General features: G+C 71.6%; 17 protein-coding genes. 8 read left to right on the plus strand and 9 right to left on the minus strand.

Annotated elements, in window-relative coordinates; genetic code table 11:
• Window positions 1-41: 41 nt before the first annotated feature.
• Complete coding sequence (locus F8566_RS47035; RefSeq protein ID WP_151570512.1) at window positions 42-1,694, plus strand: CocE/NonD family hydrolase; 1,653 nt, start codon at window positions 42-44, stop codon at window positions 1,692-1,694.
• A 41-nt stretch (window positions 1,695-1,735) separates the two neighbouring features.
• On the opposite strand, the gene F8566_RS47040 is transcribed toward F8566_RS47035, so the two are convergent.
• From F8566_RS47040 to F8566_RS47050, 3 genes are read right to left on the minus strand one after another with little or no spacing between them, the layout of a single operon-like run.
• Complete coding sequence (locus F8566_RS47040) at window positions 1,736-2,194, minus strand: peroxiredoxin (RefSeq protein ID WP_151570514.1); 459 nt, start codon at window positions 2,192-2,194, stop codon at window positions 1,736-1,738.
• Between the two features lie 44 nt (window positions 2,195-2,238).
• Window positions 2,239-2,859: a histone deacetylase gene (locus F8566_RS47045; protein WP_192810256.1), complete on the minus strand. Its 621-nt coding sequence runs from the start codon at window positions 2,857-2,859 to the stop codon at window positions 2,239-2,241.
• 44 nt (window positions 2,860-2,903) lie between these two features.
• Window positions 2,904-4,151 carry a serpin family protein gene (locus F8566_RS47050; protein ID WP_151570518.1) on the minus strand — a complete coding sequence of 416 codons (1,248 nt, stop codon included), beginning with the start codon at window positions 4,149-4,151 and terminating at the stop codon, window positions 2,904-2,906.
• 172 nt (window positions 4,152-4,323) lie between these two features.
• Between F8566_RS47050 and F8566_RS47055 the strand changes: the two genes are divergently transcribed.
• Complete coding sequence (locus F8566_RS47055) at window positions 4,324-5,559, plus strand: glycosyltransferase (protein WP_151570520.1); 1,236 nt, start codon at window positions 4,324-4,326, stop codon at window positions 5,557-5,559.
• Window positions 5,538-8,498 carry a helix-turn-helix transcriptional regulator gene (locus F8566_RS52755; protein ID WP_318836480.1) on the plus strand — a complete coding sequence of 987 codons (2,961 nt, stop codon included), beginning with the start codon at window positions 5,538-5,540 and terminating at the stop codon, window positions 8,496-8,498. Before F8566_RS47055 ends, F8566_RS52755 begins: the two co-directional genes overlap by 22 nt.
• Before the next feature lie 7 nt (window positions 8,499-8,505).
• Here the strand turns inward: F8566_RS52755 and F8566_RS47065 are convergent, their stop codons facing one another.
• The 3 genes from F8566_RS47065 to F8566_RS47075 all read right to left on the minus strand — a co-directional run bounded on the left by F8566_RS47065 (window position 8,506) and on the right by F8566_RS47075 (window position 10,674).
• Entirely contained in the window at window positions 8,506-8,721 is a 216-nt protein-coding gene (locus tag F8566_RS47065; protein WP_151570522.1) for an EF-hand domain-containing protein, read from the minus strand.
• Window positions 8,722-8,800: 79 nt separating this feature from the next.
• Complete coding sequence (locus tag F8566_RS47070; RefSeq protein WP_151570524.1) at window positions 8,801-9,868, minus strand: NAD(P)H-dependent amine dehydrogenase family protein; 1,068 nt, start codon at window positions 9,866-9,868, stop codon at window positions 8,801-8,803.
• Complete coding sequence (locus tag F8566_RS47075) at window positions 9,865-10,674, minus strand: SDR family oxidoreductase (protein ID WP_151570526.1); 810 nt, start codon at window positions 10,672-10,674, stop codon at window positions 9,865-9,867. Before F8566_RS47075 ends, F8566_RS47070 begins: the two co-directional genes overlap by 4 nt.
• A 338-nt stretch (window positions 10,675-11,012) precedes the next feature.
• On the opposite strand from F8566_RS47075, the gene lanKC reads away from it, so the two are divergent.
• The 5 genes from lanKC (at window position 11,013) to F8566_RS47100 (ending at window position 19,408) form a co-directional block, all read left to right on the plus strand.
• A complete protein-coding gene (gene lanKC, locus F8566_RS47080; protein WP_151570528.1) occupies window positions 11,013-13,679 on the plus strand; it encodes a class III lanthionine synthetase LanKC in 2,667 nt (888 codons plus the stop codon).
• Between the two features lie 4 nt (window positions 13,680-13,683).
• Entirely contained in the window at window positions 13,684-13,815 is a 132-nt protein-coding gene (locus F8566_RS47085) for a SapB/AmfS family lanthipeptide (RefSeq protein ID WP_151570530.1), read from the plus strand.
• A 141-nt stretch (window positions 13,816-13,956) separates the two neighbouring features.
• Window positions 13,957-15,681 (plus strand): ABC transporter ATP-binding protein, encoded by a 1,725-nt coding sequence (locus tag F8566_RS47090; protein ID WP_151570532.1) that lies wholly within the window; start codon window positions 13,957-13,959, stop codon window positions 15,679-15,681.
• Window positions 15,678-17,387, plus strand: coding sequence for an ATP-binding cassette domain-containing protein (locus F8566_RS47095; RefSeq protein WP_225994175.1), 1,710 nt, complete (start codon window positions 15,678-15,680; stop codon window positions 17,385-17,387). The genes F8566_RS47090 and F8566_RS47095 overlap by 4 nt, the downstream gene beginning before the upstream one ends.
• Window positions 17,384-19,408 (plus strand): prolyl oligopeptidase family serine peptidase, encoded by a 2,025-nt coding sequence (locus F8566_RS47100; RefSeq protein ID WP_151570536.1) that lies wholly within the window; start codon window positions 17,384-17,386, stop codon window positions 19,406-19,408. Before F8566_RS47095 ends, F8566_RS47100 begins: the two co-directional genes overlap by 4 nt.
• Here the strand turns inward: F8566_RS47100 and F8566_RS47105 are convergent.
• The 3 genes from F8566_RS47105 to F8566_RS47115 form a co-directional block, all read right to left on the minus strand.
• Window positions 19,405-20,031 (minus strand): response regulator transcription factor, encoded by a 627-nt coding sequence (locus F8566_RS47105; RefSeq protein ID WP_151570538.1) that lies wholly within the window; start codon window positions 20,029-20,031, stop codon window positions 19,405-19,407. The genes F8566_RS47100 and F8566_RS47105 overlap by 4 nt on opposite strands.
• 450 nt (window positions 20,032-20,481) lie before the next feature.
• On the minus strand, window positions 20,482-21,087 hold the full coding sequence (locus tag F8566_RS47110) for a response regulator transcription factor (protein WP_151570540.1): 606 nt from the start codon (window positions 21,085-21,087) through the stop codon (window positions 20,482-20,484).
• 263 nt (window positions 21,088-21,350) lie between these two features.
• Window positions 21,351-22,304 carry an ornithine cyclodeaminase family protein gene (locus F8566_RS47115; protein WP_151570542.1) on the minus strand — a complete coding sequence of 318 codons (954 nt, stop codon included), beginning with the start codon at window positions 22,302-22,304 and terminating at the stop codon, window positions 21,351-21,353.
• Window positions 22,305-22,332: the final 28 nt, after the last annotated feature.

The following is a 22,332-nucleotide window of genomic DNA, read 5'->3' on the forward strand; positions in this document are numbered from 1 at the left end:
CCCGGGCCTAACCCCGGAGACAGCCGATTACGATCACATACATGGAAGGCCTGGGACTGATGCGCCGCTTGGGGGTCTCGGCGCTGGGACTGCCGAACGGACCCCACCGGGTGACGGTACGGCGGGACCTCGAAGTGCCGGTGGCCGACGGGGTGACGCTGCTCGCGGATCACTACGCGCCGACGGACGTCGATCGCGCGCCGACGATTCTCGTCCGTTCGCCGTACGGGCGGCGCGGGCCGTTCGGGCTCATGTGCGGGCAGACGTTCGCCTCGCACGGCTTCCAGGCCGTGGTGCAGAGCGTGCGCGGCGGGTTCGGCTCCGGCGGGGTGTTCGAGCCGCTCGACGAACGCGAGGACGGGCTGGCCACGGTCGAGTGGCTGAAGGCGCAGCCGTGGTTCGGCGGCACGTTCGCGATGCACGGCCCGAGCTATCTCGGCTACGTGCAGTGGGCACTGGCCGCCGATGCCGGGCCCGAGCTGAGGGCGCTGTCCATGCAGGTGACGGCCTCCACGTTCCGTGACGCGGTCAACGTCGGCGGCACGTTCGCGCTGGAGTCGGCCCTGATCTGGGTGGATCTCACGGCGCGCATGAAACACCCGCTGTCGGGCATCACCACCGGCATCATGTCGCCGCGCCGGGCCCGGCGCGCGACGCTGTCCGGCCGCCCGCTGGCCGAGCTCGACTCGGTCGCCACGGGCACCACGCAGCGATTCTTCCAGGACCTGCTCACGAACGGCCCGGACACGCCTTTCTGGGACAAGCGCGACTTCAGCCCGACGGTGTCACAGGTCGAGGCCCCGGTGAACATGACCGGCGGCTGGTACGACATCTTCCTGCCCTGGCAGCTCAAGGACTACGCGGCGCTGCGCGCGGGCGGGCACCACCCGTACCTCACCATCGGGCCGTGGTTCCACGCCGACGCCAAGATGATGCGCGACTCGATCAGCGAGTCGATCCGCTGGTTCCGCGCGCACCTGCTGGACGAGCCCTCCGAACTTCGCGCCGACCCCGTACGGCTGTACGTCACCGGCGCCGGTGAGTGGCGGGACTTCCCGGACTGGCCCGTCCCGGGCATGCGGGAGGAACGCTGGCACCTGCAGCCCGGGGGCGGCCTGTCACCGGACGCGCCGCCCGAGTCCGAACCGGACACCTACCGCTACGATCCCGCGCACCCGACGCCGTTCCTGGGCGGGCCGACGCTGCTCGGGGACACCCGGCCGCAGACCGACCAGCGCCGCCTGGAGCGCCGCCGCGACGTGCTCACGTTCACCTCCGAGGAGCTCACCGAGGACCTGGAGGCCATCGGGCCGGTCTCGGCCGATCTCCACGTCAGATCCAACCGCGAGCACACGGATTTCGTCGTGCGGCTCTGCGACGTCGCGCCCGACGGCACCTCGCTCAACCTCTGCGAGGGCATGCGGCGCCTCGTTCCCGGCCCGCCGGAGCCGGACGGCGACGGCGTCCGGCACGTGGCGGTGGAGCTGTGGCCGATGGGGCACCGGTTCGCGGCGGGCCACCGGATCCGCGTGCAGGTCTGCAGCGGGGCCTATCCGCGCGTGGCGCGCAATACGGGCACCGGAGATCCCATCGGCACGGCCACCGACATGGTGACCGCCGACCAGGAGATCTTCCACGCTCCCGGCCACCCCTCGGCCATCATGCTCCCGGTCCTGCCCGCTGAGCCGCGCTGAGCCGCAGCGAACCGCGCCGGGCGCGCCGGCCCAGCGGGCCGTCAGCTGCCGGCACGGCGGCGGAGGGCCTCCAGCGCCTTGTCGGCGTGCACGTTCATCCGGATCTCGCTCTTGATCACCTCGAGCACCCGGCGGTCGGTGTCGATGACGAACGTCTGGCGCTTGGTCGGCGCGAGCGCGATGCCGCGCTTGACTCCGAACGCGGCGCGGACGGCTCCGTCGGCGTCCGAGAGCAGCGGATAGCCGAAGCTGTGCTTGTCGGCGAACTCCTTCTGCTTGTCCACCGAGTCGGCGCTGATCCCGACCGGGTGCGCCCCGAGATCGGCCAGCTCGGACTTGAGGTCGCGGAAGTGGCAGGCCTCCGCGGTGCACCCGGCGGTCATCGCGGCCGGGTAGAAGAAGAGCACCACGGGCCCCAGCTCCAGCAGGCCGCTCAGCGAGCGCGGCGTGCCGGTCTCGTCGGGCAGTTCGAAGTCGTCGACCACATCACCGGCGTTCATGCCGAGAAGCTATCCCATGGATTCGCTCCGGGCCGTGACGGCCGTCACGCCAGGAGGGCGGCGATCTCGCCGTGGGACCAGGCTCCGCGAGCCCCTGGACGTCCGGCCAGGTAGGCGGCGACGCGTCCGGCCGCCCAGCCGTGCGCCTCGCGCAGGCCGTTGCCGAGCATGGTCAGGTACGGGGCGGTGGGGGCGTTCAGCTCGGCGCGGTCGGCTCCGTGGGGCGAGGTGAACGTGAGCATCGGGTGGCCGCCGGCGGTGCCGACGCGCACCACCGTCTCGTACCGGCCGGGCCCCAGCCGCTGCCTGCCGCCGTCCGCCAGCACCTCCGACAGGTCGGGGTCCTCTCCCACCTCGCGGCGCATCTCCTGGGACATGACGTCGCAGAACTGCTGCCTGGTCAGCAGGTAGGCGCGGGCGGCGGCACGGCCGGGAAGCTCGGGGTCGTAGAAGGCCATGCCGCCGCCCCACGTCAGCGAGGTCAGCGCGAAGTAGATCCCGCCGGGCAGGTCGACGGGCCGCTCGGCGCGGGCCGGGCGGGCGTCCCGGCAGCCGGTGTAGTGCCGGGCGCCGCCCTCCGGACGGCCCCCGGCCAGGTAGCACGCGAACCGCTCACGGAACAGGTTCGAGCCGTACGCCACGTACCACAGGAGATCGGTGTCCACCTGACCCAGGATGCCCGACCGGGCTGCCCGACCGGGATGCCCGCTCAGGACTTCTTCGAGGGGTCGGCGACCCGGGCGAGGAACAGCGGCTCACCGGTCTTGGTGTCGCGGACGAGCATCAGGTACGGACGGTCGAACACGACCTTCGCCCCGGGCTCCGGCGGGGCCGACGTCACCCCGATCCCGGTCCCGGTGGCCGCGGCGGCCTCGGTGCCCTTCTCGTCCACCAGCAGCGTCGCGGCGTGCCGCACGAACTGGATCTTGTCGGCGTCCGGGGAGATGCCCGTCAGGTCCGCCTGATCGCTGAACGCCGCGCCCATGCCGAGGTCGGTCAGCAGCGGCTTCATGTCGGCCTTGGACTTCAGCTTGGCCTTGGGCAGGCTCAACTCGATGTCCGCGGGCTTCAGGGCCCCGGTGACCTCCTGGAGGGTGTCGGCGTCCAGGCCGGGACAGCCGTCCCGGGCGGAGTCGGGGAGCAGGGCGGTCATGCTCAGCCGCCCGCCGGCGTAGGGCAGGTCGACCGCCGTCCAGCCCTTCGTGCGGGCGTATCCGAACATGCCCGCCCGGATCATCATGTCCGTGTCGATCTTCTGCCCCGCCGCGGTGGTGAAGGGGACGGGCTTGGTGCTCGACTTCTTGAACGGCGTCGCCCACTTGGCCTTGAGGTAGACGGCGTCCGTGAGGACCCAGCCGGTGTCCTTGCCGACGGTGCCGCTGGGCAGCAGATCGGCGATCTGGTCGCCGGTGGCCTTCTTGACCGCGTCGTTGATCGTCTGGCGGGCGCCCTCGGGGTCGCCGGTGATGTCCAGGAGCTTCAGCCCGGCGTCGTAGGCCGTGGCGACCTTGTCGAGATAGGCCTGGTCCGGCTTGAACCGCCGGTCGGACCACACCTGGTCGGTGGTGGTGAACGTCACGTCCTTGCCGCCGAAGGCCTTGAACGCCTGGTTACGGGCGTGCAGGCCCGGCACCGGGTCACCGGCCGGCAACGCCAGCGCCCGCGCCATCGCGGCGGCGGTCTGGCCCCGGGCGCCCAGCTGGACCATGCCCAGCCCGCTGGCCAGGCTGCTCGGCGACAGGACCACGTTCGCGGCCGGTTCCTTGCCGCACCACGCCTTGAGCAGCTTGAGCCCGAACGCCGAGTCGGCGGCGGCGTAGGGACGGGGGTCGGCAGCCGGCACCTTGGCGACCGCGCCTCGGAGGGTGCTCGCCTCCTGGCCCTCCGAGCCGCACGCGGCGGCGAGGGACAGGGCGGCGGCGCATCCAAGCGCTGTGCTCGTACGCAGGAATCCCATGGACCTCAGACGGGGGCTTAAAGGTTCGGGTTCCCTATCTCACAGGAACTTTTTCCTCCAGATCGTCCCAAGAAGGTTTTGTGCACCCCAACTTCGGTTAGAGAAGGATCGAGCGGGTGTCTAAGACGACGACACCTCCTGGTTGCCCCTGCGCATATCCGGAGGTCGTGTCGTGTCTCGCCCCCTGAACATAGCCCTCGTCTCCGCATCCACCCTGGAGAGCGACGAGGTCCAGTCGGTTCACGTTCGAGAACTCGCCCGCGCCTTGGGCCGCCCGACCCCGGATGGTCACGCCGACCGCCAGGTCACGTTGCACACCCGCCGCGATGACGAGGCGGCGCGCACGCGGACCCGGCTCAGCCCCGGCGCCACCCTGACCCAGCTGAAGGCCGGGCCGCCCCGCCTTCTGTCTGACGACGAGGTCCTGCCGCACGTGAGCGAGCTGGCCTCCGGCCTGCACCGCCGCTGGTCCACCCCCAACGGCAAGCCCGACCTCGTGCACGCCCACGGCTGGATCGCGGGCCTGGCCGCCACCGCCGCCGCCCGCGACCTGGACGTCCCGATCGTGCAGAGCTACCACGGACTGGGCATGGCCGAGCGGAACGCCGGCAAGCCCGTGCACCCCGCCCGGATCCGCATGGAGAAGGCGATCGGCCGCGGTGCCGACGCGGTCCTGGCGGGCTGCGCCGACGAGGCCGAGAAGCTCGTCCGGATGGGCATCCCGCGCACCCGGATCGGCATCACCCCGTACGGCGTGGACGGCGACCAGTTCACCCAGCTGGGCCCGGCCCTGCCGCGCGGCGACCTGGACCGCCTGGTGGTCCTGTCCACCGATCTGGAGGACGGCGGCACCGCCACCGCGATCCGTTCCCTCGTGCACATCCCGAACGCCGAGCTCGCGATCACCGGTGGCCCGGTCCGCGAGGAGCTGGAGGGCGACGCCGCGGTGCACCGGCTCCGGCTGCTGGCCAAGGAGCTCGGCGTGGACGACCGCGTGATCTTCCTCGGCGGCGTGCCCCGCAAGACCCTGCCGCGGCTGCTGCGCACGGCCAAGCTGGCGCTGTGCCTGTCCCCGTACGGCACCTCGCCGCTCGCGCCGCTCGAGGCGATGGCCTGCGGCGTGCCCGTCGTCGCCACCCCGGTCGGCGGCAGCGCCGACAGCGTGCTCGACGGGATCACCGGCCTGCACGTGCCGCCAGGCCGCCCCACCGCGATCGGCCGGGCCGTCCGCCTCCTGCTCTCGGAGGAGACCACGCTGGCCGGGTACTCGATCGCCGCGGCCGACCGGGCGCACTCCCGCTACTCCTGGGACCGGATCGCCGCCGAGACCGCCCGCGCCTACACGAAGATCGTGGAGAGGTGCCACCCGGTGGAATACTCGGACGAGTGGGAGACCAGCACGACCTGATCGGACGGCGGACCGAGCTCGGTGAGCTCACCGGCGCGCTCGACCGCGCCGCCGCCGGCCAGGCGGGCGTCGTTCTGATCACCGGCGACGCGGGAGTCGGCAAGAGCCGGCTGGTCGCCGAGCTCGCCGCCACCGCCAGGGACCGGGGCGCCGCCGTCCTCATCGGCCTCTGTGCCGAGCTCGGCGAGGGCATGCCGTACCTGCCGCTCACCGACGCCCTGTGGACCGCCACCCGGGACCCGCTCGTCTCCCCCGCCGAACGCCAGGCCCTCCGCGACGCGCTCGACAGCCGGCCGGTGCTCGCCCGCCTCCTCCCGGACGGCGGCGGGCAACCGGCCGGCGGCGCGGCGGACGTGGCCCAGCAGCAGCTGTTCGGCGCCACCCTCGGCCTGCTGGGCGAGCTCTCCGCCGACCGGCCCGTGCTGCTCGTCCTGGAGGACCTCCACTGGGCGGACGCCTCGACCCGGCATCTGCTCACGTTCCTCAGCCGCGTGCTCCAGCGGGAGCGGGTGTGCCTGGTCGGCACCTACCGCTCCGACGACCTGCACCGGCGCCATCCGCTCCGGCCCGTCGTGGCCGAGCTGCTCCGGCTGCCGAACGTGTCGGGGATCGAGCTGCGTCCCTTCGGCCCCGAGGAGACCGCCGACTACCTGGCCGCCCTCGACGGGTCGCCCGGCGGGCCGGGACGCTCCGCCGAGATCGCCCGCCGCGTGTACGACCGTTCCGAGGGCAATCCCTTCTACGCCGCCGAGCTGTTCGCGGCCGCCCAGACGGGCGACGACCTGCCGGCCGTCCTCGCCGACCTTCTGCTGTCACGGCTGGAGCGGCTGTCGGAGGAGGCTCAGCAGGTGGTGCGGGTCGCGGCGGTCGCCGGGCGGCGGGTGGACGACGAGCGGGTCCGGCAGGTCTCGGGCCTGGACGAGGCGGCGGTCGGACGGGCGCTCCGCGAGATCGTGTCCCACCGGCTTCTCGTGCCGGACGGCCCCGACGGCTACGTCTTCCGGCACGCCCTGCTCCGCGAGGCCGCCCTGACCGATCTCCTGCCGGGCGAGGCGACCCGGCTGCACGCCGCGTTCGCCGCCCTGCTCGCCCGTGACGCCTCGGCCGGGGTGCGCGGGGCCGCGGCCGAGCTCGCCCACCATAGCCTCCAGGCCCACGATCTCCCCGGTGCGTTCGCCGCGTCGGTGCGGGCGGGGCAGGAGGCGGAGGAGATGGGCGCTCCCGTCGAGGCGCACGAGCACTACGACCAGGCCCTGTCCCTGTGGGAGGCGGTCCCCGATCCCGAAGCGGCCGCCGGGATGGACCGGATCCAGCTCTCCCTGAGCGCCGTCCGCGCGTCCGGGCGCGCCGGCGACGTCCGCCGCGCCGTCACACGGCTGCGGCGACTCGTGGACCTGGTGGATCCGGCCGACGTGCGAATGGCCGCGCTGGTCCGGGAGAACCTCGCGTACTACCTCGGCGATCTCGACGAGGACGACGAGTCGCTGGCGGTGGCCCGCGCCGCGCTCGATCTGCTCCCGGCGGATCCGCCGACGCCCGAACGCGCCTCCCTCCTGGCAACCTACGTGCGCACGATGCTCTTCAAGGAGCAGCGCTCCGAGATCCCCGAGGTCGCGCAGGAGGCCATCGACGTGGCGCGCGCCTCCGGCGCCGCCGACGCCGAGGCCAGCGCGCTGACCTCGCTCGGCCTCTACCGGGAGTCCAGGGAGGCGGCCTCCGACCTCGCCGAGCTGTTCGTCCGCGCCCGCGACCTGGCGATCGGGGCCGGCAACCTGCAGGTGGCGCTGCGCGCCGCGTTCCACATCGCCCGGACCAAGTTCGACCGCGGCGACCTGGCCGGCGCGGCGGAGGTGGCGGACGAGAGCGTGCGGTTCACCCTCGGCAAGGGCCTTGGCTGGAGCCGCTACGGCACGACGCTGCGCTGCATGCAGTTCCTGATCTACTACACGACCGGCGAGTGGGACGAGGCTGAGCGGCTGGCGGCCGGTTTCGGGATCCGGGTGGGCCGTTCGATCGAGGCGGAGGTCTCCTCGTACGCGCTGTTCCTGGAGGTGGCGCGGGGCAGCGACACGGTCGAGGAGCGGCTGCGCTGGCTGGAGCCGCTCTGGGACGACGACTGGCTGATCAGCTACATCGCCCGGAGTCTCGCGGCCGAGCACGCGCTGTGGCACGGCGACACCGGCACCGCACTCGATCATGTGGCGGGGGCCCTGGTCCACATGGACCCGCACGACACCCCCAACATCCGGGTCGCGGCCACGGCCGTCTGGGCGCACGCCGACCGGGCCGTCCGCGCCCGGGCAGCCGGAGACCACGCCGCCGAGCGGGCCGCCATGGAGCGCGCCGACGAGTTCGTGGAGCTGGCCCGGGGCTCGGCCACCCTCACGCCCGACGGTCAGACCCGCGCCTGGCTCGGAGTGGAGGGCCACGCCTGGCTGGCCCGGGTCGAAGCCGAGCGCGCCCGCGCGTACGGCGACAACGACCCCGCGCTGTGGCGGGCCGTGGTGAAGGCCTTCGACTACGGATTCGTGTACGAAATGGCGCGGTCACGGTGGCGGCTGGCCGAGGCGCTGGTCGAGCGCGGCGAACGTGCGGAGGCCGCGTCCGAATGGGAGAGAGCCGTCCGGGACGCCGAACGGCTCGGCGCGGCGCCCCTCCTCCGGGCCCTCGGCGACCTCGGCGCACGCGCCCGCCTGGGCTCCGCCGGCGCCGTGCCCGCGGACCGTTCCGGGCCGTTCGACGCGCTGACGGTACGGGAGCGCGAAGTCCTCCGGCTCGTCGCGGAAGGGCGGAACAACCGGGAGATCGCGGCGGCGCTGTTCATCTCGCCGAAGACCGCGAGCGTCCACGTCTCCAACATCCTCGCCAAGCTCGGCGTGGCGAGCCGCACCCAGGCCGCCGCCGTCGCCCACCGCGAAGGACTGGCAGGCGGCGCCTGAGCAACCGCTATTTGTCCCAGGCGACCAGGAACTCCGCCAGCGAGATCTTCCCGTCCACGTCGCCGTCGCGTTCGTCCGCGGCCTTGAAGATCGAGTCGAGCTCGGCGGTGGTGACCTCCTCGCCGCGCGCGTTCAGGGCGGCGGCGAACTCCTCGCGGGTGATGTAGCCGTCACCGTCGCGGTCGAACTCCTTGAACGTGGCGGTCGGGTCGAGATCGGCCATGACGAACCTTTCGATGCACACTTACCGGACAAAGCAGCATCGAAGCACGATCTTTGGCCCCGGGAGGCCCGATTCCGTACTACCGCAGGAGGCCGCGACCGGGAGTGAGCGGCAGGTCGAGCGCGGTGAGGAGTCCCGCCTCAGCCTGGACGACGGCCGGCACCGCGTTCACGAGCCGCATCGCGGTGGCCTTCAGCCCGGCGGTGTTGTGGTCACCGTCGGTGCCCAGGAGCTGCAGGTCGAGGGTGTAGTTCGGCTCGCCGCTGACCACCACGCGGTAACAGCCCGCTCCCGCGGGCTGCGGCCAGTCCGGCGCGAGGTCGTCGCGCAGGCGGGTGACGTGTTCGAGCACGATGACCGGGCGCCCGCCGAGCATGCCGCGCACCTCGAAGCGGAGCGCGGCCGCCGTGCCCTTCTCGATGGTGCCGGAGGCGACCTGGAAGGTCTCGGGGGCGGGCAGCCGCACGTGGTGCTCCTCGACCGCGTCCAGCTCCACGCCCAGCCCGGCGGCGAGCTGGCGCACGACGCTGCCCCAGGCCATCGTCAGCACGCCCGGCTGCAGCAACATCGGCACGCCGTCGAGCGACCCGCCGAAGCCCATGATGTCGAAGAGCACCGTGCCCTGGTCGTACGTGGCGTAGTTGAGGATCTCCAGGCAGCGGACCTCCTCGACGCGTTCGCTGATGCCGGTGAGGACGAGCGGGAGCACGTCGTTGGCGAAGCCGGGGTCGATGCCGTTCACGAAGACCGAGGCGTTGCCCTCAGCCGCCGCGTCCCGGACGGGCTGCGACATCTCCGGCGGCACCACGCCCTCGGGGAACTGCAGGAACACCGGGCTGCTGGAGACCACGTTCACGCCCGACCGCAGGATCCGGCAGAGGTCGTCGATGGCCTCCATGATGCGCACGTCGGCCATGGCCGTGTAGACGACGCAGTCGGGGCGCAGCCCGAGCACCTCGGCCTCGTCGCCGGACGCGGCCACGCCGAGGGAACGGCCGAGCCCCGCCAGCTCCCCTGCGTCCTTGCCGACCTTGGCGGGGTTCGACACCCAGACCCCGGCCAGTTCGAGCTCGGGATGCGCGTCGATCCCGGCGAGCGCGTGCCGTCCGACGTTGCCCGTGCTCCACTGCACCACCCGGTACGTCACAGGTCCTCCAGTCCGAGGTCGAGGTTGGGCCGGTCGATGCCGCCGTCGACCTCCAGCACCGAGCCGGTGACGTACGCGCCGGCGGGCGAGGCGAGATAGAGCACGGCGGCCGCCACGTCCTCCGGGTCGCCGACGCGCCGCAGCGGCGTGTTGCCCTCCATCTGCGTGCGGAGCTCGTCGTTGGTCATGACGATGTCCAGTGCGGAGGTGGCCACCGACCCGACCGCGATCGCGTTGACGCGGATCTTCGGTGCAAGGTCGAGCGCGGCCAGCCGCGTGTAGTGGGCGAACGCGGCCTTGGCGCTGCCGTACGCCAGGAAGCCGCGGCCCGCGACGCGTCCCATCACCGACGAGATGTTGACGACGGACCCGCCGGGCGCGCCCGGGTCGGTCTCGCGGGACTTGAGCAGGTGCGGCACGGCCGCCCGGGTGAGCGCGTGGGCGATGCCGACGTTGAACTGGAACGCGTTCTCAAGATGCTCGGGGGTCGTGTCGAGGAACCCGCGCGGCATGGTGCCGCCCACGTTGTTGACCACGATGTCCAGCCGCCCGAACGCGTCGGCCGCGCGGTCGGCCAGCCCGGCCGCGGCGTCGAGATCGGAGAGGTCGGCCGGCACCACGAGCGCTCGCTGTCCCGCCGCCTCGATCTCCGCTGCCACCTTGGCCAACTGTTCCTCGGTGCGGGCTGAGACCACGACGTCGGCACCGGCCTGCGCGAGTGCCACCGCACTCGCCGCGCCGATGCCGCGGCCGGCGCCGGTGACGACGGCGACCCTTCCCTCGACTCGGAACCGATCCAGGATCACGGGCGCCACCTCCGGGCTGCTCGACTGCCCCGCCAGCCTGGCACCGATTAGAACGTGTTGCAATAACTGGGCGCCGCCCAGACCGCCCCGCGCGCCACGACCCGGCGCTCACCGCTGCCGCACCGCCTGGCTCCCCGGGGTCCCGGTCCGCGCGGACAGGGCCATTGCCCGTGGAGCGGACCGGACATCCCCAGATCGCGGCATGGCCCGGAGCGCCGTACGTGAAGAACGCACCGGACCAATCGTGAAGGACACACGGTCAACTGTTGAGAATCCGACTAGTCCTTTCTGGTGGTATTCGAAATTCTCCCTTATGCAGCGACTCGGGAGGCGAATCGATGGACCAGTACGAGCCCTATTGCCTGGCCGACCGGCTTTTTTATGACAAGCTCGGCGAAGACCAGACTGAGGCCTCGGACTTCTCGTTCGTCCATCGCGAAGTGCCCGCGGACTGGGTCCGCATCGAGACCGACACGTGGATGTACTACGGCCTCGCCGGCGGCGATCCGCTGCCGTCCCAGGGCTGGAAGATCCACATCTCGGCCCGGCTGGACGACGCCGAGCGGGCCCTGGGCGTGCTCTGGGACTACTGCCTTCCCCGCGGAATCGCCTTCAAATACCTGCGCGGACAGTCCGCTCTGGTCATGTACAACGCGAAGACGGCTTCACGATCATCCAGTGGAAAACTCGCGACCATTTACCCGCGGGACGTCCATGAGCTGGAACTGGTTCTCAAGGACCTGGACGAACTCCTGCGCGGCGTCGAAGGGCCGTACATCCTGAGCGATCTCCGCTATGGACAGGGACCGCTCTACGTCCGCTACGGCGGTTTCGCCGAGCGTAAGGTCCTCAGCCAGAACGGGGAGCTGGTGCTCGCCCTGGAGGACGGGGAAGGGCGCCTCGTCCCGGACGTCCGCGGGGCGACCTTCAGCGTCCCGGAGTGGACGACCCTCCCCGCGTTCCTCGAACCGCATCTGGCCGCCCGCAACGCCGTCACGACCACGGACCTGCCGTACCAGATCGAGTCGGTGCTGCACTTCTCCAACGGCGGAGGCGTGTACCTGGCACGCGACAAACGCTCGGGCGACCGGGTCGTGCTCAAGGAGGCCCGCCCGCACGCCGGCCTCGACGCCGCGGGCCGCGACGCCGTCACCCGGCTCGAACACGAACGCGACATCCTCGAACGGCTCGCCGGACTGGACTCCGTGCCCGACCTGCACGACTACTTCACGCTCGGCGACCATCACTTCGTCGTCCAGGAATTCGTCGACGGCAACCCGCTGCAGCGGATGCTCGTGCAGCGCTACCCGCTGACCCGCGCCACCTGCACCGAGGAAGAGCTGGCCGAGTACACCGCGTGGGCCGTCGACATGTTGGAACGTGTCGAAACGGCGGTGCGGTCGCTCCACGAACGCGGCGTGGTGTTCGGCGACCTGCATCCCAACAACATCCTGGTGACCCCGGACGACCGGCTGGTCCTGATCGACTACGAGGTCGCCACGCTGGCCGCCGACGAGGCCCGCTCCGCGCTGGCCAACCCGGCCTTCGCGCCGCCGCGCGACCGGACCGGCGTGGCCGCGGACCACTACTCGCTGGCATGCCTGCGGATGGGCCTGTTCGCCCCGCAGACGACGATCATGCTGATGATGCACCGGCAGAAGATCGATCAGCTCGCCGCGCTGATCCGGCGGACGTTCCCGGTGCCCGCGGAGATGATCGACGAGGCGCGCGAGCTCATCCTCGGCGACGAGCCGGACGACGGCGGCGCCATGCGAGACCTGCCGCTGCCGGGCGCGGCGCCCTGGCCGGACGTGCGGGACGCCCTGCGCCGCGCCATCCTGGCCAGCGCCACCCTCGAACGTGACGACCGTCTCTTCCCCGGCGACGTGGCGCAGTTCCAGCCGGGAGGCGGCATCAACATCGCGACCGGTGCGGCGGGCGTCCTCTACGCGCTCTCCGAGACCGGCGACGAACGTTTCCCGATGTGCGAGACCTGGCTGAGCAAGCGTGCGCTGGAGCCGGCGTCGGGGACCAGCCTGGGCTTCTATGACGGGCTGCACGGCGTGGCGTACGTGCTGGAACGGCTCGGCCGGCGGCAGCACGCCCTCGACGTCGTGGACATCACTCTCAAGGAGAAGTGGGAGATTCTCGGCCCCAGCCTGCACAACGGCCTGTCAGGCGTGGGCTTGAACCTCCTCCATCTCAGCGAGCGCACCGGCGAACCGAGCCTCCGCGAGGTCGCCGACAAGATCGTCGACATCTGCGCCGACCGGCTCGGCGGCCCCGAGGACGTACCGGAGATCAGCGGCGGCGACCATCCGCGCGCCGGTCTGCTGCACGGCTCGTGCGGCCCTGCGCTGCTCTTCATGCACGCCTACGAGCGGACCGGCGACGCCGCCCTGCTGGACAAGGCCGCCGACGCGCTGCGCCAGGACCTGCGCCGCTGCATCCGCGCCAAGGACGGCTCGCTGCAGGTCAACCAGGGCTGGCGATACCTGCCGTATCTGGAAGAGGGCTCGGTCGGGCTGGGGCTGGCGGTGGCACGCTACCTCGCCCTCCGCCCCGACGACGCTCACGGGTTCGCCCAAGACCTGGTGGATCTCCGACTCATCGCACGGTCCGGCTACTTCGTCCTGCCGGGGCTCTTCAACGGCCGCGCAGGCATCATCGCCGCGCTGGCCATGGGCCTGCGGCAGGACGAAGACAACGCCGACCAAGACAACACCGACCCCCTGCTGCCTCAGCAGATTCGCGGGCTCCAGTGGCACGCCATGCCGTACGCCGGTGGCCTGGCCTACCCGGGCGACCAGTTGCTGCGGCTCTCCATGGACTTCGCCACCGGCACGGCCGGAGTCCTGTTCGCGCTCCACGCCGCTTCGAACGCGGGGCGCGTGTTCCTCCCCTTCATCAGCCCGCCCGGCGGCGCACAGGCCCTGGCCAAGGAACCTCTGCGCGTGGACACGCCGGACCGGGACAACCCCAGCGAGCGACGGGAGGAGGTGTAAACACATGGCGCTTCTCGACCTTCAGGGTCTTCAGGCACCCGCGACGTCGGACGTGGCGAGCGGTGGCAGCACGCTGACGCTGCTGACCTGCCACTCAGGCAAGCCGAGCAACCTCAGCGCGGCTCTCTGCCACTGAGTGTGAGGGCGTCTCTCAAGGTCGGCAGCTGACCTTGAGATACGCCCTAGGGCGGCACATCCCTGGGCGGCCGTGGTCCCAGCCGGCAACGGCCGCTCAGGGCATTGCCATGCTTCGAGGTCATGTTCATGAAGGAGGACCGTGCGGGCAGCAGACCGATTGGTGGCCAGGACGTTCCGGAGCGGCGGCCCCTGGCTGGGCGTGCTCTTGACGACGGCGATCGGCGGCGCGCTCCTGCAACTGGCCCTGCCCTATGTCATGGGCCGTACGGTCGACAGCCTCGTCGCCGGCGGAGCGGGGGTGGACGGCTGGCTGCTCGCGTGCACGGCCGTCGTCGCCGGGGTGGTGGCCTGCGAGAGCCTTGGGATCTGGGCGACCGGTGCCACCAGCGCGCAGGCGTCGGCCTGGCTGCGCCGATCGTTGCTGAGGCATGTCCTCGGCACCGGTCCGGCGATGACGCGCCGCCTGCCCGAGGGCGACCTGGTGACCAGGCTCGGCATGAACACCGAAGAGGTGGGTCGTGCCCCGGAGGCCCTCATCACCACCGCCGCGCTGCTGCTGCCCACGGCGGGCAGCCTTGTCGCGCTCGCCCTGATCGACGTGTGGCTGCCGTTCACCCTGCTGGCCGGGCTGGTGCTGATCACCCTGGTGTTGCGTGCGTTCCTGCGTGACACCACCACGCTGTCGGCCGGCTACCAGAAGACGCAGGGCGACCTCGCGTCCCGGCTCCTCGACGCGCTCGGCGGGGCACGCACGATCGCCGCCGCCGGGACCGCCGACGCGGAGGCTCGCCGCGTGCTGGAGCCACTGCCGGTGCTGCGCGAGCACGGGATGGGCCTCTGGCGGGCGAACGCACGGGCGGGCGTCCAGGCGGGTCTGGCGATTCCGCTGCTGGAGGTGGCGGTGCTGGCTGTCGGGGGATTGCGGCTCGCGTCCGGTGATCTCAGCGTCGGCGAGCTGTACGCAGCCGCGAGGTATGTCGTGCTGGGCGCGGGGTTCAGCGCCGCCCTCGGCCATGTGGGGCGGCTGGCGAGGGCGCGCGCCGCGGCCGGCCGCGTCGCCGAACTGCTGGCGGGCACGCCGGTCGAGCACGGTGAACGGCCGCTGCCCGCAGGCCCTGGCACCCTGGAGTTCCGCGGTGTGTCGATCGGCCTCGACGGCAAGCCGGTGCTCGACGGTCTCGACCTCGTGCTGCCGGGCGGTACCGCGACGGCCGTGGTGGGACGTTCCGGCACGGGCAAGTCGCTGCTCGCCGCGCTGGCCGGACGGCTGGTGGATCCCGAACGCGGAACGGTGCTGCTGGACGGCGTACCGCTGCGCGATCTGCCCAGGGACGAGTTGCGCCAAGCGATCGGATTCGCGTTCGAAAGGCCGACGTTGATGGGCGGCGCCCTCGACGAGGCGACTCTTGAGGACGCCATCGCCCTGGGGCTTCCCACTCGCGACCCCGAGGTCGTCCACGCCGCGGCCGCGTCCGCCCGCGCCGACACGTTCATACGGCAACTGCCCGACGGCTACGCGACCCGGCTGCAGGACGCTCCCATGTCCGGTGGGGAGAAGCAGCGGATCGGCCTCGCCCGGGCGTTCGCGCAGGGCCGGCGCCTCCTGGTCCTGGACGACGCGACCTCGAGCCTCGACACGGTGACCGAATACCAGGTCGGCGAGGCGCTGACCGGCCGGCTGCGCGGCCGCACCCGGCTCATCGTGGCGCACCGGGTCGGCACCGCCGCCCGCGCCGATCGGGTGGTCTGGCTGGAGGACGGCCGGATCCGCGCGTACGAGCGGCACAGCGTGCTGTGGGCGGACCCGGGTTACCGCGCCGTGTTCCAGGACGGCTTGGACACCGGATGCCTGGAGGCCGGATGACCACCGGCGGCTTCCTGTGGGACGCGCTCCGCCGGGAGCCCCGCATGCTCGTCCGTATCGCCTTCTGGTCCGTGCTGGAGGCGTCGCCCGCGTTCGTCATCGGGCATGCGATCGCGCGGGCGATCGACGACGGGTTCGCGGCGTCCCGGCCGTGGACCGGGATGGCCTGGCTGGCCGTGCTCGGCGCGGCCTGGCTGGTGGCCGCGTTCGGCGCCCGGCAGGTGATGCTGGCCGTCGCCGGGGTCGTCGAGCCGTTCCGCGACCGGCTGCTGAGCCAGATCGTGCACGCGACCCTGCGCCGTACCGCGGCGCCGCTCGAACAGCCGCGCTCGTCGGCGGTCGCCCGTTCCACTCTGCAGGTGGAACTGGCCAGGGACGCCTTCGCGGCGGTCATCTCGGTCGTACGGTCGTTCGCGTTCACGGTGGCGAGCGTGACGCTCGGAATGCTGACCCTGGTCCCGGAGGTCCTCTGGCTGGTACTGCCGCCGTTCTGCGCGGGGGTCGCGCTCTTTCTCCTGTCGCTGCCCGCGCTCGCCCGGCGGCAGCGGCACTTCCTTTTGACGGACGAGCGGAACGTCGAGGTCTTCGCCGACGTGGCCGGCGGGCTGCGCGACATCACGGCCTGCGGCGCCGAAGACCGGGTCGGTGCGACGGCCGAGGCCCGGGTGGCGGAGCAGGCGGCGGCGGGGCGGGCGCTGGCCCGCGTGACCGCGATGCGCACGCTGTCTCTTTCGCTGGGCGGATGGCTGCCGGTGCTGGCGCTGCTGGCCGGAACGCCTTGGCTGCTGCGGCGCGGCGCCGACCCCGGTGTGGTCATCGGGGCGCTGGCGTACGTCACCCAGTCGCTGACCCCCGCGTTCGGCGGGCTGGTCGAGGGCCTCGGGGTCAGCGGCGTCCGGCTGCTGGTGTCGTTGAACAGGATCCTGGAGCAGTCGCGGGTGCCCGCCCTCGGGCCCCGGGCGACGCCCGCCGCCGGGGCCGACGTCACGATCCGCGGCGTGACGTTCGGATACGGGCCGCACGCGGACCCCGTCATCGCCGATCTCGACCTGCGGGTGGACGAGGGGGACCACGTGGCGGTGCTCGGCCCCAGCGGGATCGGCAAGTCCACGCTCGCGGCGCTGATCACCGGGATCGTCGTCCCGGACGCGGGCAGCGTGCTGGTCGGCGGCGTCCCCGCGGACCGGCTCGAACCCGCGGCCCGGGTGCTGATCCCGCAGGAGGCGTACGTGTTCCGCGGCTCGCTGTGGGACAACCTGACCTACCTGGCGCCGGGCTCGTCCGAACGCGCGGTGGGGCAGGCCGTCGAGGCGGTCGGCATGGCCGCGCTGGCCGACCGCCTCGGGGGCCACCGCGCCGAACTCGATCCCGGCTCGCTGTCCGCCGGAGAGCGCCAGCTGATCGCCCTGGCCAGGGCCTACCTGTCCCCCGCCAGGCTCATGATCCTGGACGAGGCGACCTGCCACCTCGACCCGGCGGCGGAGGCGTTGGCGGAGTCCGCCTTCGCCGACCGGGGCACCACGCTCATCGTGGTCGCCCATCGGATCAGCTCCGCCCGCCGTGCCCAGCGGGTGCTGCTCATGGACGGCACCCGGGTCTGGCACGGCACCCATGCCGAGCTGATGCGTGACGCGCCCGGCTATGCCGAGCTGGTCGGGCACTGGCGCGCCGCCGATTTCGACCATGAACGGGAGTCCGTGCAATGAGCCATCCGCCCGCGGAGCGCCAGCCGATCGTCGACGACCTGCACGGTCACCGGGTGCCGGACCCGTACCGGTGGCTGGAGGACCCGTCCAGCCCGCAGACGAACGAGTGGCTGGCGGCGCAGGACGAGCTCTGGCAGACGGCCGCCGGCACGTTGACCGCCAGAGACGAGCTGCGTGCCCGCGGCGCCACCCTGGTCGGCACCGGCATGATCACAGCACCGATGTGGCGGGGGGACAACCGGTTCTTCCTGCGCCGGGCGCCGGGCCAGGAACACGCCGTGCTGCACGTCTCAGCCGGCGACCGGCCCTCTCGCGTGCTCATCGACCCCACCGCGCTGGATCCGACCGGCTTGACCACCCTCGACGCCTGGCAGCCGTGCCAAGACGGCCGGCTGCTGGCCTACCAGCTGTCCACCGGCGGCACCGAGCGGGCCGAGCTGTACGTCATGGACGTCGAGACCGGCAAGGTCGTCGAGGGGCCGATCGACCGCTGCCGGTATTCACCTGTGGCCTGGCTGCCCGACGGGCGAGGGTTCTATTACGTACGGGCCACAGTGACATCCAAGGAAGTCCATCTCCACAGGCTCGGCACTCCGGCGGATCTCGACCCGGTGGTCTTCGGCGCCGACGCGGACGGCCCGGTCTCGTACGGGCTGGGCATCAGTCATGACGGGCGCTGGCTGGCCGTCTCCGCCGTCCCCGGCACCAGCCCCCGCAACGACCTGTGGCTCGCCGACCTGTCGTCCTCACGACCTGAAAAGCCGGATTTCACACCCGTACAGCACGACGTCAACGCCAGAAGCGTGCTGATCGTCAGAGGCGAACGGATGTACGTGGTGACCGATCATCGGGCGCCGCGAGTCCGGATCAGCGTCGCCGACCCCGCCAAGCCGACCCTTCAACGCGAGCTCATCGCGGAGGACCCCGAGGCGGTGCTCACGGACTTCGCGATCCTGGACGGTCTCGACCGGCCCGTGCTCGTCGTCGCCTGGATCCGGAACGCGATCAGCGAGATCACCGTGCACGACCTGGCCACCGGCGAACCGCTCGGCGACGTCCCCTTGCCGGGCCCGGGCTCGATCGGCCCGTTGGCGTCACGTCCCGAAGGCGGCGACACGGTCTGGTTCACCTATACCGACACCGTCACCCCGGAGGCCGTCTGGTCCTACGACGCGCGTACGCAAGAGACCAAACTCTGGGAGGAGTCCCCCGGCAAGGTCGACACACCCGACGTGGAGACCCGGACGCACCAAACCCTCTCCGCAGACGGCTCGCCAGTGCACGTCACCGTCATCGGCCCCGCCGGCGCAGAGGGCCCGCTCCCCACGATCCTGTACGGCTACGGCGGTTTCGGAGTCCCGCTCACACCCTCGTACGCGGCCGACGCCCTCGCCTGGGTCGACGCCGGTGGCCGCCTGGCGATCGCGCGCCTGCGCGGCGGCGGCGAGCAAGGACTCTCGTCCCATCGTGCCGGTGTGCTCGACCGCAAACAGCGTGTCTTCGACGACTTCATCGCCGCTGCGGAAATGCTCATCTCCGAGGAGCTCACCACCTCAGACCGGCTCGCCATCTGGGGTGAGTCCAACGGCGGCCTCCTGGTGGGCGCGGCGCTCACCCAACGGCCCGAGCTCTTCGCCGCCGCGGTCTGCGTGGCGCCGCTGCTCGACATGATCCGGTACGAACGTTCCGGCCTCGGCGCCTCCTGGAGCGGCGAGTACGGCTCCGCCTCGAAGCCCGAGGAGTTCCAATGGCTGTACGCCTACTCCCCGTACCACCACGTGCACCAAGGCGTCGACTACCCCGCCGTCCTCTTCACCGTCTTCGACGGCGACACCAGGGTGGACCCCATGCACGCCCGCAAGATGTGCGCGAACCTCCAGTGGGCCACCTCCGGCTCGCGCCCGATCCTCTTCCGCCGGGAAGCCGGTGTCGGCCACGGCGCCCGCGCGGCCAGCCGATCCCTGGAACTGGCCGCCGACATGCTGGCCTTCGCCGCCGCCCACACCGGCCTGCGAACCTAACCCTCGTCAGGCCACAACCAGCCGCGTTCCTTGGCGATGGCCACGGCCTCAACGCGGGTGCGCGCATCGATCTTGGTCAGAATGCGCGACAGGTAGTTGCTCACCGTTCCGCTGGCCAGGTAGAGCCGCTGGGCGATCTCCCCCACCGTGCAGCCCTCCGCTGCGGCCTTGAGCACCTCGACCTCCCTGGGCGTCAGGGGGCTGTCGGTCTTGCCTTCGCCGAGCTCGGCGAAGGCGACACCGCCATCGATGACCCGCTCGCCGTCGGCGACCCGGCGGATGGCGTCCACCAGGTCCGCCGGGGAGGTGTCCTTGAGCAGGAACCCGTCCGCGCCTGCCGCGACGGCCCGGCGCAGATCACCCGCCCTGCAGCGGTCGGCCATGATGATGACGGCGCAGCCGGGCATCTGGTCGCGCAGCAGCCGGGCCGCTTTGAAGCCGTCCATGTCGGTCAGGTCGATGTCGATGAGCGCCACTTGCGGCGCGCCTCCCCGGGCTGCCGCCACCAGCTTCCCGCCGCATTCCACCGTCGCGGCCACGGAGATATCCGGCTCCCCGTCCAGAAGCGCGACCAGCCCGCTTCTCAAAAGATGCATATCATCGGCGATCAGTACCCGAATCACCTGTATTCCTCATGATCAGGTAGCGGCGATATCGGGTGGTCGCCATGGCGAGTGGACGCCGAACTCACGAAATACACACCCGGAATATGCCGGGCACCGGAAAATCTGCGCTGCATCACGCCGCCTTAACTGGGCTGAGTTGAAGGGGCCACCACTTAGGGTGACGAAAGTCTGTCGGTGCGTCAAACCGGACATCACCTCGCCCGCCATCGCCATGTTGACCATCGAGCAGGCACCCGGCCGACCTGCACCGTCAATTGAAAAGCAGATAGCCGGTTGGCGAACGAATCGCAGGTAAGGCCGGTGGTCAGAAGCAAAGCGGAGGTAAAGAGAGTCCGGCCGATATCGGCCATCCCCAAAGACAGGGGATTCGACCAAACGTTCTAGCGCAGCCCAATAAGACCGTTCGCATAAATACGCAGTGAGGCACGCGCGGTAATGAGGGAGTGTTCATAGCCAGCCGGCTTCTTCGGCTATCCGGATGGCATGGACGCGGTTCCGCGCGCCGATCTTGCGGTTGATGCGCGACAGATGGTTGCGGACGGTGCCGATGGCCAGCAGGAGGGTCTCGGCGATCTGGTCGGCGGACTTGCCCTCGGAGGCGAGCACGAGCACCTCGTGCTCGCGATCGGTCAGCGGGTTCTCCGCGGCACTGAGCTCGGTGAAGGCCAGGTCCGGATCGACGACCCGCTGGCCGCGGGCGACCTTGCGGATCGCCGCGGCCAGGCCGTCGGGCGAGGTGTCCTTGAGCACCAGCCCCTGCGCGTGCGCGGCGGCCGCCCGGCGTACGTCACCGGGCCGGGACCGGGCCGTCATGAGGACCGACAGGCACTCGGGCACCTCGTCGTGAAGCGTGTCCGAGGCGGCGAAGCCGTCCATGTCGAGAAGGTCGACGTCCAGCAACGCCACATCGGGACGGAGTTCGAGCCCGGCCCTGACGACGTCCTTGGCCGAGTCCGTCGCGGCGACGACCTCGAAATCCGACATCTGATCCAACATGGCGACGAGTCCGCACCGGAAGAGCGGCGCCGGATCGCCGATGACCATCCGGATCATCGTGTGTTCCTCCTGGTGGATGCCCGGTTCACCGGGAGTCCGGTGAACGGGCGGGGCGGGGGGCGTAGTCGGGAGCGGGGCGGGAGCGGCTGAGGCATGCGGTCACCTTCGGACGGCAGGGGGCAGTCTCAGAGTGAAGTAAGAAGATTTCACTGCGTCAACATCACAGGTAAATTCTCCCCGGCCGAATACGGGGAATTGTCTCGTCATGAGCACGCCGCCCGACCCGCGACGCGGGTGGGCGGCGTGCGGGCCGGGTGAGATCAGCGGAGGAAGTCGAAGGTGGCGCCGGTGTCCGTGTCACGGGCGGCGCTGTAGGCCACCCAGGCGACGGCGAGGTCTTGCCAGGGCAGGCCGACCGGGGCGTAGACGGTGATCTCGTTGTCCTTCACGCGGCCCGGCACCTGGCCGCGGAGAAGGTCGCGGAGCGTTCCCGCGGCATGCTTGACGTCCAGCCCGGCACCCGCGAGCACACCCATCTCGACGGCCAGTGCGACGTCGTCGACCACCACGCGGGCGCCCTCCAGCAGCTCCGCGCCCAGCTCGGTCTTGCCGGGCTCGTCGGCGCCGAGCGAGGTCACGTGGGTGCCCGCGACCACATCACCGCCGTTCAGCAACGGCCGTCGCGCCCATGTCGCCACGATGACGATCCCGGCGCCCGAAGCCGCGGCCCGCGCGTTCGAGGCGGTCGTCGCGGGGACGCCGAGCCGCATGCCGTGCCGCTTGGCGAACTCGGTGGCCCGCCCCGCATCCAGGTCGTAGACGACGAGTTCGCGCACCTGGCGGAGCCCTGTCAGACCTTTGAGGACCAGGTCGGACTGCGCGCCGGCACCGATGACCGCGACCGTGTCGGCGTCCCGGCGGGCCAGGGCGTGGGTGCCCAGCGCGGCGGCCAGGCCGGTGCGCCAGGCGGTCACGGTGGCGGAGTCGAGCAGGCTGAGCAGCTCCCCGGTGTCCAGGTCGTGCAGGCACACCACGCCGCGCAGAGCGGGGCGGACCCCGGGAAACTTGGCGTTGACCTTCACCGTGTAGGCGGGGACGCCCTTGATCAGGCCGGGGATCAGGGCCGTGGCGGTGCCCGGGCCGGGCAGCGGGGTCACCACCCGCTGCGGCCCCACGTCCCCGCTCTCAGCCGCGAAGCCCCGCCGCAGCGCGTCCAGGCAGTCAGCCGGATCCAGCAGGGACTCCAGCTGGGAGCGGTTCAGCAACAGCGTCACCAGTACATTCTTGCGTCCCGCTCACTCG

The sequence above is a fragment of the Actinomadura rudentiformis genome (genome assembly GCF_008923185.1).
Classification (GTDB): Bacteria; Actinomycetota; Actinomycetes; order Streptosporangiales; family Streptosporangiaceae; genus Spirillospora; species Spirillospora rudentiformis.

Bases quoted from the DNA above. Each gene is read 5' to 3' on its own strand.
- F8566_RS47035 (WP_151570512.1), top strand. From the start codon at position 42: ATGGAAGGCCTGGGACTGATGCGCCGCTTGGGGGTCTCGGCGCTGGGA.
- F8566_RS47100 (WP_151570536.1), top strand. From the start codon at position 17,384: ATGAGCCATCCGCCCGCGGAGCGCCAGCCGATCGTCGACGACCTGCAC.
- F8566_RS47085 (WP_151570530.1), top strand. From the start codon at position 13,684: ATGGCGCTTCTCGACCTTCAGGGTCTTCAGGCACCCGCGACGTCGGAC.
- lanKC (WP_151570528.1), top strand. From the start codon at position 11,013: ATGGACCAGTACGAGCCCTATTGCCTGGCCGACCGGCTTTTTTATGAC.
- F8566_RS47065 (WP_151570522.1), bottom strand. From the start codon at position 8,721: ATGGCCGATCTCGACCCGACCGCCACGTTCAAGGAGTTCGACCGCGAC.
- F8566_RS47095 (WP_225994175.1), top strand. From the start codon at position 15,678: ATGACCACCGGCGGCTTCCTGTGGGACGCGCTCCGCCGGGAGCCCCGC.
- F8566_RS47040 (WP_151570514.1), bottom strand. From the start codon at position 2,194: ATGAACGCCGGTGATGTGGTCGACGACTTCGAACTGCCCGACGAGACC.
- F8566_RS47050 (WP_151570518.1), bottom strand. From the start codon at position 4,151: ATGGGATTCCTGCGTACGAGCACAGCGCTTGGATGCGCCGCCGCCCTG.
- F8566_RS47110 (WP_151570540.1), bottom strand. From the start codon at position 21,087: ATGATCCGGATGGTCATCGGCGATCCGGCGCCGCTCTTCCGGTGCGGA.